General features: G+C 68.7%; 14 protein-coding genes. 9 read left to right on the top strand and 5 right to left on the bottom strand.

What is annotated here, in order from left to right; translation table 11 throughout:
• Positions 1–643: endo-1,4-beta-xylanase (locus tag AB0O28_RS19820; RefSeq protein ID WP_363642093.1), on the top strand; the 643-nt coding region annotated here is incomplete at its 5' end.
• Positions 644–715: 72 nt separating this feature from the next.
• Here the strand turns inward: AB0O28_RS19820 and AB0O28_RS19815 are convergent.
• Both AB0O28_RS19815 and AB0O28_RS19810 read right to left on the bottom strand, forming a co-directional pair.
• Positions 716–1,750 (bottom strand): LacI family DNA-binding transcriptional regulator, encoded by a 1,035-nt coding sequence (locus AB0O28_RS19815; RefSeq protein WP_363642091.1) that lies wholly within the window; start codon positions 1,748–1,750, stop codon positions 716–718.
• A gap of 128 nt (positions 1,751–1,878) precedes the next feature.
• Positions 1,879–2,718 (bottom strand): helix-turn-helix transcriptional regulator, encoded by an 840-nt coding sequence (locus tag AB0O28_RS19810; RefSeq protein WP_363642089.1) that lies wholly within the window; start codon positions 2,716–2,718, stop codon positions 1,879–1,881.
• 101 nt (positions 2,719–2,819) lie between these two features.
• On the opposite strand from AB0O28_RS19810, the gene AB0O28_RS19805 reads away from it, so the two are divergent.
• Together AB0O28_RS19805 and AB0O28_RS19800 are read left to right on the top strand one after the other, a co-directional pair.
• The gene (locus AB0O28_RS19805) at positions 2,820–3,527 is read left to right on the top strand and encodes an SDR family NAD(P)-dependent oxidoreductase (protein WP_363642087.1); all 708 of its coding nucleotides are present in this window, start codon (positions 2,820–2,822) and stop codon (positions 3,525–3,527) included.
• 39 nt (positions 3,528–3,566) lie between these two features.
• Complete coding sequence (locus AB0O28_RS19800) at positions 3,567–3,977, top strand: SRPBCC family protein (protein ID WP_363642085.1); 411 nt, start codon at positions 3,567–3,569, stop codon at positions 3,975–3,977.
• A gap of 3 nt (positions 3,978–3,980) precedes the next feature.
• Here the strand turns inward: AB0O28_RS19800 and AB0O28_RS19795 are convergent, their stop codons facing one another.
• From AB0O28_RS19795 to AB0O28_RS19785, 3 genes are all read right to left on the bottom strand, one after another.
• Entirely contained in the window at positions 3,981–4,529 is a 549-nt protein-coding gene (locus AB0O28_RS19795; protein WP_363642083.1) for a hypothetical protein, read from the bottom strand.
• 79 nt (positions 4,530–4,608) lie between these two features.
• Entirely contained in the window at positions 4,609–5,331 is a 723-nt protein-coding gene (locus tag AB0O28_RS19790; protein WP_363642081.1) for a LuxR C-terminal-related transcriptional regulator, read from the bottom strand.
• On the bottom strand, positions 5,328–6,197 hold the full coding sequence (locus tag AB0O28_RS19785; RefSeq protein WP_363642079.1) for a fumarylacetoacetate hydrolase family protein: 870 nt from the start codon (positions 6,195–6,197) through the stop codon (positions 5,328–5,330). Before AB0O28_RS19785 ends, AB0O28_RS19790 begins: the two co-directional genes overlap by 4 nt.
• Before the next feature lie 178 nt (positions 6,198–6,375).
• Between AB0O28_RS19785 and AB0O28_RS19780 the strand changes: the two genes are divergently transcribed.
• From AB0O28_RS19780 to AB0O28_RS19755, 6 genes are all read left to right on the top strand, one after another.
• A complete protein-coding gene (locus AB0O28_RS19780) occupies positions 6,376–8,742 on the top strand; it encodes a glycoside hydrolase family 3 N-terminal domain-containing protein (RefSeq protein WP_363642077.1) in 2,367 nt (788 codons plus the stop codon).
• 171 nt (positions 8,743–8,913) lie between these two features.
• Positions 8,914–9,951 carry a LacI family DNA-binding transcriptional regulator gene (locus AB0O28_RS19775; RefSeq protein ID WP_363642075.1) on the top strand — a complete coding sequence of 346 codons (1,038 nt, stop codon included), beginning with the start codon at positions 8,914–8,916 and terminating at the stop codon, positions 9,949–9,951.
• Between the two features lie 159 nt (positions 9,952–10,110).
• Positions 10,111–12,288, top strand: coding sequence for an alpha/beta hydrolase-fold protein (locus AB0O28_RS19770; RefSeq protein WP_363642073.1), 2,178 nt, complete (start codon positions 10,111–10,113; stop codon positions 12,286–12,288).
• Between the two features lie 198 nt (positions 12,289–12,486).
• Complete coding sequence (locus tag AB0O28_RS19765) at positions 12,487–13,893, top strand: extracellular solute-binding protein (RefSeq protein ID WP_363642071.1); 1,407 nt, start codon at positions 12,487–12,489, stop codon at positions 13,891–13,893.
• 73 nt (positions 13,894–13,966) lie between these two features.
• On the top strand, positions 13,967–14,908 hold the full coding sequence (locus AB0O28_RS19760) for a sugar ABC transporter permease (RefSeq protein WP_363642069.1): 942 nt from the start codon (positions 13,967–13,969) through the stop codon (positions 14,906–14,908).
• A complete protein-coding gene (locus AB0O28_RS19755) occupies positions 14,908–15,783 on the top strand; it encodes a carbohydrate ABC transporter permease (protein WP_363642067.1) in 876 nt (291 codons plus the stop codon). The genes AB0O28_RS19760 and AB0O28_RS19755 overlap by 1 nt, the downstream gene beginning before the upstream one ends.
• The last annotated feature ends 6 nt before the right edge of the window (positions 15,784–15,789 follow it).

The following is a 15,789-nucleotide window of genomic DNA, read 5'->3' as shown; positions in this document are numbered from 1 at the left end:
CGCGCTCGGCGTCGACGTCCAGATCACCGAGCTCGACGTCGGCGGCTCCGGCTCGACCCAGGCCGACGCCTACCGCCGCGTCGTCCAGGCCTGCACGGCCGTGCCCCGCTGCACCGGCATCACCGTGTGGGGCATCACCGACAAATACTCCTGGCGCAGCGGCGACACCCCGCTGCTGTTCGACGGCAACTACAACAAGAAGCAGGCCTACACCGCCGTCCTCAACGCACTCAACGCGGCGACCCCGAACACCAGCCCGTCTCCGAACACCAGCCCGTCTCCGAACACGAGCCCGAACACCAGCCCCTCCCCGCGTACCAGCCCGTCCTCGACGCCCTCGCCGGTGACGGGAGCGTGCTCGGCGACGATCGAGACGACCAACAGCTGGCCGGGCGGGTTCCAGTCGACGGTGACCGTCCGGGCGGGCGGCTCCGCGGTCAACGGCTGGACCGTGAAGTGGACCTGGCCGAGCGGACAGACGATCAGCAGCGTCTGGAACGGCGAGCAAAGCGGGTCCGGCTCCTCCGTGACCGTCCGCAACGCTCCCTACAACGGCTCCATCGCGGCCGGCTCGTCCACCACCTTCGGCTTCACGGCCAACGGCAGCGCGGCCACCCCCACCGCCACCTGCACGAGTCCCTGATCCCTGGGCCCCTGACCGCTCCTTCGTGGTGAGCGGACCTCCGGTGCGGCGGACCCCCGTCGCACCGGAGCTCTAGGGCTTCGGAGGAGCGGTGCTGTCGCGTACGACGAGGGTCGTGGCGAATTCCTTGCGGTAATGGGGGAGGGGTTCACCCCGGGCGAGCGTCACCAGCATGGCGGCGGCGGCCGCCGCCATCTCGGCCAGCGGCTGGTGCACCGTGGTCAGCGGCGGGATGGCCCAGCGCACCGGGGGCATGTCGTCGAAGCCGACGACGCTGAGGTCCTCCGGGATGCGCAGTCCCAGTTGGTGGGCCGCGTGGTAGACGCCGATGGCCTGGCCGTCGTTGGAGGCGAAGACGGCGGTGGGAGGGTCGGGCAGCCGCAGCAGCCGGTGCGTGTGCGCCAGGCCGTCCTCGATCTGGTAGTCGCCCTGGCAGATCAGGTCCGGGTCGACGGGCACGTCCGCCGTGTCGAGCGCCGCGCGGTAGCCGTCGAGACGGGCCCGGCTGGACAGCGCGTGTGGCGGTCCGGTGATGATGGCGATCCGCCGGTGGCCCAGCTCCAGCAGGTGGCGGGTGGCGGTGAGCCCGCCGTTCCAGTTGCCCGCGCCCACCGAGGGCACGCGGTGTCCGGGGTCTCCGGTCGGGTCGAGGAGGACGAGGGGGATCCTGCGGGTGGCGAGCCGCTCACGCTGGACGTCGGTCAGGCTGGAGAAGACGGCGATGACGCCGGAGGGGCGGCGGCCGAGCACGTCCTCGAGCCAATCGGCGCCCGGAACGTGGTTGCCCTGCAGCTCCGACACCGCCACGGCCAGATGGTGCTCGCGGGCGATCCGCCCCACCCCTCGGACGATCTCCGTCGGGTAGTCGCCCGCCAGCTCGTGGAAGACCAGCTCCAGCACGGCGGCCGGGCTGGCCCGCCGCCGTTGCCTGCGGAAGCCGTGCTCGCGGATGAGGCCTTCGACCATGGCGCGGGTTTCCGGCGCCACCGCGGCCCGGCCGTTCACCACCTTGGAAACCGTCGCCTTGGACACTCCCGCGAGTTCGGCGAGCTGCGCGAGGGTCAGCGGTTCTGGTTCGGATGCGGACGGCTCGTCGACAACGGTCACACCCCGCAGTCTAACCGCGCGTCGTCGGTTCGGCCCCTAAAAGTTTCGGCCATCGCCGTGACGATGCCGGTGAAGTCCCGTGTGGCTGCCGACCGCGGGCCCGAAAACTTTCGGGCTCGCGGTCGGCGCTATCCGGTGAGCGACTGGGTGCCGAGCACGGTGAGCAGCGCGAGACGCTCGGCGTCCTCGGTGCCGGGTTCGGCGGTGTAGACCACGACGCGCAGGTCGCTGCCCGCCACGGTGAGCACGTCGCAGTCCAGCGTGAGGGGGCCGACGTGCGGATGGTCGATGGTCTTGCGCCCGGCCTCGTGGTGTCCGACGGCGCCCGAGTCCCACAATTCGGCGAACCGCCGGCTGCCCGCGTACAGCTCCGCGATGAGCCGCCGTAGCCGCCCGTCGGCCGGATAACGCCCGGCGGTGGCCCGCAGGTCGGCCACCAGCGCCGTCTCGAACGCGCGCAGCGACTCCGGCGTGTGCCGGGCCCGGGTGCCGGGCCCGAGGAAGTGCCGCCACACCGCGTTGGGCCGGCCGCCGCCCCACCCGGACGGATCGCCCATCAGCGCGGCGTACGGCGGGTTCGCGATGAGCAGGGTCCAGGACGCGTCGTAGACGGCGACGGGTGTCCCGGCCAGCCGGTCGAGCATCCGCTGCACGCTCGGGGTGACGTACGCCGACACCGTCTCCGGGCCGGGCGGAGCCAGCCCGGCCAGCCGGAACAGGTGCGCGCGCTCGGTGCCGGACAGCCGCAGGGCCCTGGCCAGTGCCTCGACGACCGACGCCGACGGGTTGGACGCGCGGCCCTGTTCGAGCCGCGTGACGTAGTCGACGGAGATTCCGGCCAGCATGGCCAGCTCCTCACGGCGCAGTCCGGCCGCGCGCCGGTGCCCGCCGCCGGGCAGACCGGCGGCCTCCGGCGAGGCGCGGTCGCGCCAGCGGCGCACCGCCCTGCCGAACTCCGTCGCCTTCATGCCCTCAGTCTGCACCGCCCTGTACGGCCCTGCCAGGTACCGGGAGTCCCAGGAAGCCGGGGGCACTGGCCGGTCGTGCGGCTACGCCGCAGCCTGAAGACATGACGACAACACTGATCACCGGAGCGAACAAGGGACTCGGTTTCGAGACCGCCCGCCGGCTCGTCGCGGCGGGCCACATCGTCTACGTCGGCAGTAGGGACGCCGAGCGCGGGCGCCGCGCCGCCGATCGGCTGGGTGCGCGATGGGTCCTCCTCGACGTCACCGACGACGCGTCCGTGGCCGCCGCCGCGAAGACCGTCGAGGCGGACGGCGGGCTCGACGTGCTGGTCAACAACGCCGGCATCGAGGAGCGCACCGAGCAGAACGCGGTCACCGGCGCCGCGGAGACCACCGCCGGCCTGATGCGGCGCGTGTTCGAGACGAACGTCTTCGGCCTGGTGCGCGTCACCCACGCGTTCCTGCCGCTGCTGGCGCGGTCCGCCGCGCCGGTCGTGGTCAATGTCAGCAGCGGCCTGGCCTCGCTCGCCGTTGCCTCCACCCCCGGCTCGCCGGCGTACGCGTACCCGGGAGTGGCCTATCCGGCGTCGAAGACCGCCGTCAACATGATCACCGTGCAGTACGCGAAGGCGTTCCCGGGCATGCGGATCAACGCGGTCGAGCCCGGCTACACCGCGACGGACCTGAACGGGCGCACCGGCACGCAGACGGTCGAGGAAGGCGCCGAGATCATCGTCCGCATGGCACAGGTGGGCCCGGACGGCCCGACCGGAGGCTACTTCGACGCCAAGGGCGCCCTGCCCTGGTGACTCGCGGCGGGGCCGGTCGGCGACGCCATACTGGCGTACATGGCTACGCGATCCAGGCACATCAGCGAGCGAATCGACCGTCCGGCGGCTGCCGTCTACGAATACGCCTCGGATCCGGCCAATCTGCCCACGTGGGCTCCCGGGCTCGGTGATGCGGTGGAGAACGTCGGCGGACAGTGGTTCGTGCAAACCCCGTCGGGCCGGGTCGGCTTCGTCTTCGTGGGACGCAACGAGTACGGCGTCCTCGACCACGAGGTCACACTGCCCTCCGGCGAGGTCGTCTACAACCCGATGCGGGTGATTCCCGACGGCGACGCCTGCGAGGTGGTGTTCACGCTGCGTCGCCTTCCGGACGTGAGCGACGAGGAATTCGACCGCGACGCGGGTCTCGTCCAGGCCGACCTCGCCCGGCTGAAGCGCATACTCGAATCCGCCGGTCGCACCGGGTGACCGTTACGGCGCGGCCTCGTCGCCCACAACGCGGCGAGCTGTCACGGCACGCCGGCCGAAGGCGACGGAGCCGGTCAGAAGCACCAGTCCGGACAGCACCCCGCTGACGAACGGCACCCACGCGACGGCGGCCGTCGAGGCCAGCACGAGGCCGACGGCGCCCAGCACGGTGAGGAGCACACCGGGGACGGCGATGCCCCACTCCTTCCATATCGGGGCGAGCGCGATGAAGTGAACGCCGACCACCACGGCCACCCACGCCACGTTGGTCTCCTCGGGACGCCCCCACATCGCGAGCAGCCGGATCCCGCCGAAGAGCAGGAGCGCCTCGGCGGCGACGACGATCAGGTAACCACGGCCGAACATGGGCCGCCGCGGCCCCTCGCCCGCGTGGGCGTTCCGGGCGGAGACGATCCACATGAGGAGGACACCCGCGGCCGCCAGGCAGGCGGCCGCCTTCAGAACACTCACGGCCACGGGATGAAGCGGGCTCTGTGCGTTGACGAGCACGAAGACCGCGCCGAAGACCGCGCCGACCAGCAATCCAGTCATTCGCTGCATGCGATCCATTGAAGTAGGCGCCGCGTCGCCCGCGCATGGGGGCCAGGGCGACCACGAGGTATGCCTGGCACTATCGCGCCGTGCCGCGCAGATAGGCGAGCACGGCCAGCACCCGCCGGTTGACATCCTCGGTGACCGGTAGCTCCAGCTTGGCGAACACACTGGCCACGTGCTTGCCGACGGCGGCCTCCGTGATCGACAGCGCGCGAGCCACGGCGCTGTTGGAGCGCCCTTCGGCGATCAGCCCGAGCACCTCGCGCTCGCGTGCGGTCAGCCGCTGCACCGGCTCGGTGACGTCCCTGGCCCTGCTCCAGGTGAGCTCGAACAGGTCGATGAGAATGCTGATCAGGCTGGGCTGCCTGATCAGAAGAGCGCCCGGGGAGTAGGCGACAGGAGTGGTCCGTACGAAGGCCACGCTGCGGTCGAACACGAGCATCTGCTGAATCGGCTCGTCGACCACACGGTGGAAATCACCGGAGGAGTGCAGCTCCCTGATCCGCGCCGCCTTGCCGGGATCGTTCAGCACGCTCGCGTGGACGATGGTGCGCATCGCCATGCCGCGCTGCAGGGCGTCGAGCACCGTGCGCCTGCTCTTCTGCTCCTGACGCCCCTTGTCCGTCGAGCCCACGGGGTGCATGGCGCGCAGCTCACGAGCCGAACGCACCGCCTCCGCTATCCGCTGCCGGACGAGCTCGTCGTCGTCGACGAGCTCGACGCCGACGGGGATGCCCCGCAGTTTGTCCACGGCCTCTTCCAGCCGAAGGGTCAACTGGTCCAGCCGGTCCTGTGTCACGGGGCCGTCAGGAAATCGAAGTGCTCCTTGCCGGCGACGACCTGGTTGCGGAGCTCACCGACCTCCTCGATCGCCACGGTGATCAGGTCGCCCGCGTGCAACCGGAAATCGAGATCGGGCACGACGCCGGTCCCGGTGGCGAGTACGACCCCGTGGGGATGGTTGTCGGAGTGGAACAGACAGGAGGTCAGCTCCGTGAACGGGCGCCGGATCTGACTGGTGGAGGTCGCGCCGGCCCAGATGACGGCGCCCTCGCGAGCGACCGTCAGGCGGATGGCGAGGTCGGAGGGGTCGGCCTCCCACGCGGGCCGGATACCGGAGGAAAGCGCGCACGCGCCGGCGTACACCTTCGCCTGCGGCAGGTAGAGCGGGTTCTCTCCCTCGATCGATCGTGAGCTCATGTCGTTGCAGGCGACGTAGCCGACGATCTCCTCGAAGCGGTTCACCACCAGCGCCAGCTCGGGCTCGGGAACGTTGAGCAGCGAATCGGAGCGGATGCCGACGGGTTCGCCGTCGGTGACCACCCGCCAGGCGGGCGACTTGAAGAACAGCTCGGGACGCTCGGCGTCGTAGACCAGCTCGTAGACCGACTTGAGGGCGCTTTCCTCCACCCGCGCCTCCCGGGAGCGCAGGTAGGTCACGCCCGCGGCCCACACCTCCGTGGCGCCGTCCACGGGTGCGAGCAGGCGCACCTCGCTGAGCAGGCCGTCGGGGACGGCGTCGGCGCAGATCCGTTCGATCTCCTCTTTGCGGTGGTGAAGAAGCTCGAACACGCCGGCGACCGGCAGGGTGGACAGGACGCCGTCGTTCACCACCGCGACGCGTGGGCGGGGGTCGACATCCCGCCGGTATCTGACGATGTGCACTCCAGTTTCCCCTCTTGCGCGGGCCGACGGGTGGGCGCAGGTCTCCGATGTGAACTCTGGACAAAGTCATTGTGATCGGCAAACGTTGAGTTGTAAACGTTACCGATTACGTTTACAAAGCGGACGGTGCGGCGATTGGGGTGACCGGGTGACCATTGTGAGCCGGGAGTCTGGGGCGATGTACATCGATCCGGCCGCTCCCGTGGGGGAGCGCGTGGCGGATCTGCTGTCCCGGATGACCCGGGAGGAGAAGCTCGCGCAGCTGGGGAGCGTCTGGGCGTTCTCGGTGATCGAGGGCGGCCGATACTCGGAGGACCGGGCGCGGACGGTCCTACGGCACGGACTGGGGCACGTTACCCGTGTCGCGGGCGCCACCAATCTGAAGGCCGGACAGGCGGCACGGGTGGCGAACGCCATCCAGCGGTTCCTCGTGACGGAGACCCGGCTGGGGATTCCGGCGATCGTGCACGAGGAGGTGTGCTCTGGGCTGATGGCGCGGGAGGCGACGATCTTCCCTCAGGCGATCGGCGTCGCGAGCACGTGGGAGCCGGAGCTCAACCGGCGGCTGGCGGACGCCGTTCGTGCGCAGATGCGCGCGATGGGAAGCCACCAGGGGCTCTCACCCGTGCTGGACGTGGTGCGGGACCCGCGGTGGGGCCGGACGGAGGAGACCTACGGGGAGGACCCGTATCTGGTGGCCCGCATGGGCGCGGCGTTCGTCCGGGGCCTCCAGGGCGACTCTCTGACGGAGGGCGTCATCGCGACGGCCAAGCATTTCGTCGGTTACGGGGCGTCCGAGGGCGGGTTGAACTGGGCGCCGGCGCACCTGCCGCCTCGGCTGCTGCGGGAGGTGTATCTGTATCCGTTCGAGACGGCGGTCCGTGAGGCGGGCCTTCAGTCGGTGATGGCCGGCTACCACGAACTGGACGGCATCCCCTGCCACGCCAACCGTGAGCTCCTCGGCGATGTCCTCCGCGGGGAGTGGGGCTTCAAGGGAACCGTCGTATCGGACTACTTCGCCGTCGACGATCTCCATTCGTATCACCGCTTCGCCGAGGACAAACGGCAGGCGGCGGTGCTGGCGCTCACCGCGGGCACCGACGTCGAGCTGCCGGCGACGGACGCGTACGCGGAGGCGCTGGCACGCGCTCTGGACGCCGGCGAGGTCGACGAAGGCACGCTGGACGAGGCGGTCGCCCGGGTGCTCCGGCACAAGTTCGAGCTCGGCCTGTTCGAGAACCCTTACGTCGACGAGGCCGCGGTCGCGGTGACGGTGAACGCCGAACGGCACCGAGAGGTGGCGCTCGAGACGGCTCGCCGCAGTCTCGTCCTGCTCAAGAACGACGGCATCCTGCCACTGCGGTCCGGCGCCGGAACGGTCGCCCTCATCGGGCCGAACGCCGACAGCGCCCGGCATCTGCTCGGCGACTACTCCTTCGTGGCGCACGTCGAGTCGCTGTTGGAGGCGCGCGAGCGGAAGGGCCTGCTCGGGCAGACGATGACGATCCCGGACGACCTCGAGATCGAGGAGAGCACGGACGGGGTGCCCACGGTACGCGACGAGCTCACGGCCCGGCTGGGTGACCGGGTGCGCTACGCGCGCGGGTGCGATGTCATCGACGCGTCGACGGACGGTTTCGACGAGGCGGTGGCGGCCGCCGCCGCGGCCGACGTCGCGGTGCTGGTCCTGGGAGATCGCTCGGGGCTGACGCCCGTGGCCACGACGGGAGAGTCGCGGGACCGCTCCAGTCTGGAGCTCCCGGGTGTCCAGGAGGACCTGGTTCGTGCCGTCGTCGCCACAGGTACCCCCGTGGTGGCGGTGCTCGTCGCCGGCCGGCCGGTCGGCGGCGACTTCCTGCACGAGGAGTGCGCCGCGGTGCTCATGGCCTGGCTGCCCGGGCAGACCGGGGCGCGGGCGATCGCCGAGGTGCTGCTCGGCGAGGTGAACCCGAGCGGGAAGCTGCCGATCTCCTACCCGCGCTCCGTGGGTCAGATACCCGTCTTCTACGGACACAAGGTGTCCGGCGGGCGGTCGCACTGGCACGGCGACTACGTCGACTCGCCCGTCAGCCCGCGATACCGCTTCGGTCACGGACTGGGGTACGCCCCGTTCGTCGTCGAACAGGCCACGCTGGAGCGCACCGAAGTGGCCGCCGGGGACAGCGTCGTCGTGGAGGTCACCGTGGTCAACACCGGCGATCGAGCCGGCGAGGAAGTGGTCCAGCTCTATATCCGGGATCCGCAGGCGACGGTGACCCGTCCCGTTCTCGAGTTGAAGGGCTTCGCCCGAGTGTCGGCCGGTCCGGGGCAGCGGATAGCCCTACGGTTCCATCTGCCCACAGGTCAGCTCGGCTTTTACGACAGAAACATGGACTACATCGTGGAAGCCGGACATATTGAGGTGTATGTCGGTTTCTCCTCCGACGCCCATACCCTCGCGGGCACGTTCACCGTCGTCGGCGACGCTCGCCGGCCGAACGTGCCGAAGGCCTACACCGGCACGGTCAGCGTCGGGGAAGTGCCGTCGGCGGCCGTGGAGTCGTAGCCGTGATTCCGCGCAGGTGGAGTGGGGGATCGGCGCGATCCGGCCATGTCCTTTTCGGGCATTCGGTCGGCGTGCTGTGAGGCCGAAATGGGTCTTGTGTTGGCATTCGTTATCGCCTACGTTAAGCGTTGGAAACGTAACCGATAACGATTGCAACGTAGAGAGGGTGGCATGGCCGACGGCGGTTCGCCGGTGACGATGAGTGATGTCGCGCGTTTGGCGGGCGTCTCCACCGCGACGGTGTCGCGGGTGGTGAACGGGCGTTACGGCGTCAGCGCCAGCACCATCGCGCAGGTCCGTTCGGCCATCGAGCGACTGGGCTACGAGACGAGTCTCGTGGCGACGAGCCTGCGGCGCAGCCGCACCAACGTCCTGGGCCTGGTCACCCACAGCTTCCAGTCCTACACGGCCGAGGTGCTCAAGGGCGTGATGGAGGCCCTGACCCAGTCGGGCTTCGACTTGATCATCTATGCCAACAGCGACGTCTACGGCACGTATTCGGAGGGCTGGGAGCAGCGGCATCTGACCCGCCTGTCGGGCACGCTCACGGACGGATGCATCGTGGTCACGCCCTGGGGCGAGGTGCGGAGCAGTACTCCGGTCGTGGTCATCGATCCGGTGCGGGACTCGACCGCGCCGTCCGTGACGGCGGACAACCTCGGAGGCGCCACCCGGGTGGTCGAGCATCTGCTCGGCCTGGGCCATCGGCGCATCGGATTCATCGCCGGCCGTTCCAGCCTCGCGGCGGCGTGGTCGCGTGAGGAGGGGTACCGTACGGCGCTGGCTGAAGCGGGAGTTCCCGTCGATCCGACGCTGATCGGCAGAGGGGACTTCAATCCCGAGTCCGCGATCCCGCTGGCGCGCGCGTTGCTGGAAAGGCCGGACCGGCCGACGGCGATCTTCGCGGCGAGTGACGGAATGGCGCTGAAGGTTCTGGAGGTCGCGAAGGAACTGGGGCTCGGCGTTCCCGGCGATCTGTCGGTGGTCGGATTCGACAACATTCCGGAGTCGGCGCTGGCCGAGCCGGGGCTGACCACGGTGGACCAGTCGATGTACCGCCTCGGATACGAGGCCGCCCGCATGCTGAAGTCGCTGGTGACCGGCGAGTGGGAGGGCCCCCGTCAGATACTGCTTCCGACCCGGTTGCTGGCCCGCGGTTCCACGGCGCCACCGCGGATCACGACACCGCAGATCACAACGAGAGCCTGACACGACGCACAGGTGCACCACCCAGGTGCACCTGGCGCTCAGGAAAACACATCGAACCAGTGACGAACGGAGGTAAAGCTAAAAGACCGCGTCACATGCACCAAGTCAGGTCGGCTGAGCGGCCCTACCCGCTGCCGACCATCACAAGGAGTTTTCAGTATGACCTTACTGTATCACGGCAGGTCGCGTCCCATGGACGCACGACGGCTCTCGGCGCTGATCGTCGCCGGAGTCATGGCGCTCGCGGCGGTGTTACTCGCGCCGCGGCCGGCTGCGGCGGCCACGCCGTGGCTGAGCGTCTCGGACGACGGTTACGCGTCGTTCAGCGTTCCGACGGCGGACGTCCAGGCCAACATGGGCCAGGTGTCCCAGGTCGTCATCGAGGGGAACTTCGGCCCCTCCTCCACCTGGGTGGAGTTCGGCCTGAGCCGCGGGGGCAACGCCTGGACGGGAACCCTCGGCCCGCTCAAGCCGGGGCTGTACTACTACCAGGTCACGGGCGACGACACCAAGGGCCTCAAGGACCCGACGAACAGCACCACCGTGGCGTCCAAGCCCCTGTGGAGCACCTTCCTCGTTCCTGGCGACTCCGCGCGCCTGCTGGCGGACGCGCCGCAGGGACAGGGCGGCAAGATCGAGACCCTGACCTACCGGGTCAAGAAGGAGGAGCGGTCGGCTCTGGTCTGGACCCCGCCGGGGTACGCGGCCAAGGGCGGCAAGCCGTATCCGGTGTTGTACCTGCAGTCCGGCACGGACAGGAGCGCCACCGACTGGCTCGACCTGGGCCGGGCCAAGCAGATCCTCGACAACCTGTCGGCCGACCGTGCCATCGAGCCGATGGTGGTCGTGATCACCGACGGTCGCGGACCGGACGACGACAAGGATCTGAAGGACCTCCGCAAGGCGGTCGGTGACGCCTACCGCGTCCATCACGACCGGGAGCACCAGGCGATCGCCGGTGTGTCCGAGGGCGGGTCGCAGGCGCTGCGCGCGGCCCTGAGCGGCCCGGGCCAGTTCGCCTACGCCGGCTCCTTCTCGGGTCTGCTCACGGAGATCTCCGGCGGGAAGCCCGGTCCCGCACCGGGCCCCGGTGTCAAGCTGGTGCGTCTGTACACCGGGAACGTGACCGATCCCGCGTACAACGCGACCGTCCGCCTGACGAAGGCGCTGGACCGCGCCCGTGTCAGGTACGAGTTCGACGGGGTCAACCCCGACGGCGGGGCGAACTGGAACGCCTGGCAGGAGAACCTGATCGATTTCCTGCCGCGGCTGTTCCGTACGGTGAGGGACCACGGTCCGAGCGCCGGTCACGGGCAGCTGAAGGGCGAGTTCACCCCGCCCGCGCCCGGCACCACGCCGACGCCGTTCGTGCAGGACGGCTTCGTCACCTTCGAGACCACGACGGACTTCAAGGACGCCAAGCACGTCACGGTGTGGGCGAACATCGCTCCCGGCGGGAGCTGGCTGCGCGTCCCGCTGTCCCGTGAGGGCGACCGGTGGCGGGCGACCGTGGGCCCGTTCGCGCCGTGGTTCTACTACTACCGGCTCATCGTGGACCGGGTCGCGGTCAAGGACGCGTCGAACCCGACGAAGGTGACCTCCGAGCCGGCCTGGAGCACCTTCCTCGTCCCCGGTGAGAGGGCACGCATGCTCACGGACGTTCCCGCCGGTCAGGGCGGGAAGGTCGAGAGCCTGACGTACCGGAGCAACGTGGCGAACGCGGACCGGACCGCGCTGGTCTGGACCCCGCCCGGCTACGACCCGAACCGCGCGGAGCCCTACCCCGTCTTCTACCTCCAGCACGGTGGTGGCCAGAACTACACCGACTGGACCGAGATGGGACGCGCCAAGCAGATCCTCGACAACCACTTCCGTGACGGAAACCTGGTGCCGATGGTGGTCGTGATGAGCAACGGCAACGTGTCCGACTTCAACAAGGAGTTGCTGGAGAACATCGACCCCGCGGTCCACGCCCGTTACAACGTCTCCAGCGATCCATCGCAGCAGGCCCTCGCCGGCCTCTCGATGGGTGGCGGGCAGACGATCGGGATGCTGAAGGCTCACCCGGGCCGGTTCGCCTACATCGGGGCGTTCTCCGCCGGGTTCGGCGGCAGCGCCGGCGTCGACGTGGCGGCGATCAACAGCGGGACCAAGCTGCTGCGCGTGTACGTCGGAGACGTGACCGACTTCGTGTACCCGTCGTTCATGGCGGGACTGACCACGATGGACAACCTCGGCGTCCACTACGAGTTCGACGGGGTCACCCCCGGGCCGCACGGCTGGGACGTGTGGCAGAAGAACCTCATCGACCTGGCACCGCGCTTGTTCAAGCGCTGATCAGGCCCGTTGGAGGCGACACCACCGGCCCCCGGTGACGGTCGCCGAGCACGTGAGCGTGTGAGCGCTCACATGAGGATCGGCAGGAGGGACAGGGTGCGGATCGTGTCATCCGCGCCCCGTCCCGGCCGATCGCCCGGCCTCAGCGGCGGCGCATCGACCCTTGTGCGCTGTGACCCCGAAAGGGAGAACATGTCAATGAAGACGAAAAGACTACTTGTCACGGCAGCCATGCTCGCCGCCGCGAGTGCGCTGGCCGCCTGCGCCCCCGACGCGGGAAGGGGCGAAAGCGCAGCGGGCGGAAGCGCCGCGCCCGCGGACAACGCGGGCGGAAACAACGCAGGCGGAAACAACGCGAGCAACTGCACGAACACGATCAGCAAGAAGGACCTGCCGGTCGTGACCTTCTGGGGCTGGTACCCCAACATGCAGCTCGTCGTCGACAACTTCAACAAGCAGAACAACGAGGTGCAGGTCTGCTGGACCAACGTCGGCCAGGGCGGTGACGAGTACGACAAGTTCCAGACCGCCATCTCGGCGGGCACCGGTGCGCCCGACGTGATCATGATCGAGGCGGACCGGATCCCGACCTTCCAGATCCAGAAGGCGCTCGTCGACATCAAGCAGTACGGCTTCGACGCTGTGAAGGCGAACTACAGCGACGGCGCGTGGAAGGACGTCTCGATCGGTGGCGCGGTCTACGGCGTGCCGGTCGACGGCGGCCCGATGGCGATGATCTACCGCAAGGACATCTTCGACAAGTACAAGATCACACCGCCGAAGACGTGGGCCGAGTACGAGCAGGCGGCGCAGAAGGTGAAGGACGCGGGGGGCCCGCTGTTCGGCGACCTGGGCGCCAACGTGCCGGCCGTCCTGATGGCGTTGCAGATCCAGAAGGGCGCGAGTCCGTTCGCCTACGACCCGGCGAAGCCGGAGTCGATCGGCATCAAGCTGAACGACCAGGCGTCCAAGGACGTGCTCGACTACTGGGGGGGCCTCGCCAAGAAGGGCCTCGTCGGGACGCAGGACCAGTTCACACCGGAATACATCGCCGGTGTGGTCAACGGTAAGTACGCGACGTACATCTCGGCGGCCTGGGCGCCCGGTTACCTCACCGGCGCCGGCGTCGGCAAGGGTAAGGACACCGGCAAGTGGGCGGTGGCGCCGCTCCCGCAGTGGGACCCCGGCAATCCGGTGCAGGTGAACTGGGGCGGGTCGGCCTTCTCGGTGACGAGCCAGGCGAAGAACCCCGAACTCGCGGCGAAGGTGGCGTACGGCCTCTACGCCGATGACGAGTCGCTCACCGACGGCTGGACCAACCAGATCATCTTCCCGCTGAACCTCAAGGCGCTCAACAGTCCCGAGTTCGTGGATCTGAAGGTGAAATTCTTCGACGGCCAGCAGGCGAACAAGGAGGTCTACGTCCCCGCGGCGAACGCCTACACGGGCATGACCTACGCGCCGTTCGGCCAGTACTACTTCGACGCCATGACGAAGCAGGTCAGCGCGGTCATCGAGGGCTCCGTCACCGGTGCTCAGGCCGCCGACCGGCTTCAGGAGGACGTGGTGGGCTACGCCAAGGAGCAAGGGTTCACCGTTCAGTGACAAACAACGGGTGGGCCGGGCGTCTCCGGCCGGCCCACCCGTGACCCCCGGCATCGACTCTGCGGAGCCCACAATGACCCTCCTGATCGAGGAGAGTGCATCGAGCACTCAAGACAAAGCGCACAAGGCTCGCGGCAAGGTGCGCCTCCGTGAGCACCTGATGGGGTGGCTCTTCGTCGGGCCGTTCGGGCTCGTCTTCCTGGCGTTTCTCATCGCGCCGCTCGCGTACGCGCTCTACCTCAGCCTCTGGCAGAAGAAGCTGATCGGCGGCACCAGCTTCGTCTTCCTCGGCAACTATGTGAAGGCGTTCACCGATCCGACGTTCCTCTCCGGGGTGTGGTTCGTCGTCCGCTTCTCCCTGGTCGCCATCCCGCTGCAGATCCTCATCGCGCTCGCGATGGCCCTCATTGTGGACGCCGTGACCTCGCTGTTCACCCGCTTCTCCCGCCTCATGATCTTCCTCCCCTACGCCATTCCCACGGTCATCGGGGCGGTCATGTGGGGATTCCTGTACAGCAAGAGCTTCGGGCCGCTCACCGACATCTTCGGGCTGTTCGGCGCTCCCGCGCCCGACTTCTTCAGCAAGAACCTGATCTTCTACGGCCTGATCAACGTCGTCACATGGCAGTGGGCCGGTTACTACATGATCATTTTGTATGCGGCGCTCCAGGGCATCGACCCGTCGCTCTACGAGGCCGCCCGCATGGACGGCGCCGGTAAATGGCAGATCGCGCTTCGGATCAAAATTCCGCTGATCGCCCCCGCGCTGCTCCTGATCCTGGTCTTCTCGCTCATCGGCACCCTGCAGTTCTTCAACGAGCCACAGATCCTGCGATACCTGGCGGCCGGCACGATCGCACCGGGATTCACTCCCAACATGTACGCCTACCAGCAGGCGTTCGGGCTCGCGAACTTCAACTACGGATCGGCGATCTCCTTCGCCCTCGGCGGGGTCGTGTTCGTCTGCGTCTACGCCTTCCTGTTCTTCACCCGCAAGCGGAGGAGCTTCTTCTGATGACCGGCAGCGCCGGCGCACGCCGCCGTCCCCAGCGCCACCTCCCCCTGCAGATCTTCCTCGGCTTCCTGGTCGTGTATTTCCTGGTGCCCTTCTGGTGGGTCATCGTCAACAGTTCCAAGGACGCTCCCGGCCTGTTCGGCGGGAGCAACACCCTGTGGTTCGCCGACCAGGTCGACTACTTCGGCAACCTTCAGCGACTGTTCACCTACGACGGCGGCATCTACGGCAGGTGGATCCTCAACTCCACGCTGTACGCGTTCGCGGGCGGGATCGGCGCCACGATCCTGGCCGTCATGGCCGGTTACGGATTCGCCAAATACCGGTTCGCCGGCCGGCGCTTCAGCTTCTCGGTCCTGCTGGGCGCTCTGATGGTGCCCGCGACCGCCCTGGTGATCCCCACCTTCATGATGTTCTCCGGGCTCGGCCTGACGAACACGATCTGGGCGGTGATCCTCCCGTCGCTGCTCAACCCGTTCGGGGTCTACCTGATGCACGTGTACGCGCGCGACGCGGTTCCCGATGAGATCCTGGACGCGGCGCGGGTCGACGGCGCGGGCGAACTGCGGACGTTCCTCCAGGTCGCGTTCCCGCTGATGCGGCCCGCGGTGGTCACGGTGCTGCTCCTGTCGGCCGTGGCGTCCTGGAACAACTACTTCCTGCCCCTCGCCATGCTCTCCGACAACCGGCTTTTCCCCGTCACGGTCGGGCTCGGCCTCTGGCAGGGAATCGCCTCGGCGAACAACGCGGGTAGTACCTCTCTTTGGAGCCTCATCATCCTGGGCGCGCTCATCTCGGTGATCCCGCTCATCATCGCCTTCTTCACCCTCCAGCGGCACTGGCGCGGCGGACTGTCCGTCGGAGGCCTGAGGTAGCCGCGG

The sequence above is a fragment of the Microbispora sp. NPDC088329 genome (assembly GCF_040685655.1).
Taxonomy (GTDB): domain Bacteria; phylum Actinomycetota; class Actinomycetes; order Streptosporangiales; family Streptosporangiaceae; genus Microbispora.
Note: the sequence above shows the minus strand (reverse complement) of the source record. Positions and strands in the feature narration are given on the sequence as shown.

Excerpts from the sequence above, each read along its gene's own strand:
- AB0O28_RS19765 (WP_363642071.1), top strand. The coding sequence starts at position 12,487 with ATGAAGACGAAAAGACTACTTGTCACGGCAGCCATGCTCGCCGCCGCG.
- AB0O28_RS19780 (WP_363642077.1), top strand. The coding sequence starts at position 6,376 with ATGTACATCGATCCGGCCGCTCCCGTGGGGGAGCGCGTGGCGGATCTG.
- AB0O28_RS19805 (WP_363642087.1), top strand. The coding sequence starts at position 2,820 with ATGACGACAACACTGATCACCGGAGCGAACAAGGGACTCGGTTTCGAG.
- AB0O28_RS19795 (WP_363642083.1), bottom strand. The coding sequence starts at position 4,529 with ATGACTGGATTGCTGGTCGGCGCGGTCTTCGGCGCGGTCTTCGTGCTC.
- AB0O28_RS19770 (WP_363642073.1), top strand. The coding sequence starts at position 10,111 with ATGACCTTACTGTATCACGGCAGGTCGCGTCCCATGGACGCACGACGG.
- AB0O28_RS19775 (WP_363642075.1), top strand. The coding sequence starts at position 8,914 with ATGGCCGACGGCGGTTCGCCGGTGACGATGAGTGATGTCGCGCGTTTG.
- AB0O28_RS19800 (WP_363642085.1), top strand. The coding sequence starts at position 3,567 with ATGGCTACGCGATCCAGGCACATCAGCGAGCGAATCGACCGTCCGGCG.
- AB0O28_RS19760 (WP_363642069.1), top strand. The coding sequence starts at position 13,967 with ATGACCCTCCTGATCGAGGAGAGTGCATCGAGCACTCAAGACAAAGCG.
- AB0O28_RS19755 (WP_363642067.1), top strand. The coding sequence starts at position 14,908 with ATGACCGGCAGCGCCGGCGCACGCCGCCGTCCCCAGCGCCACCTCCCC.
- AB0O28_RS19810 (WP_363642089.1), bottom strand. The coding sequence starts at position 2,718 with ATGAAGGCGACGGAGTTCGGCAGGGCGGTGCGCCGCTGGCGCGACCGC.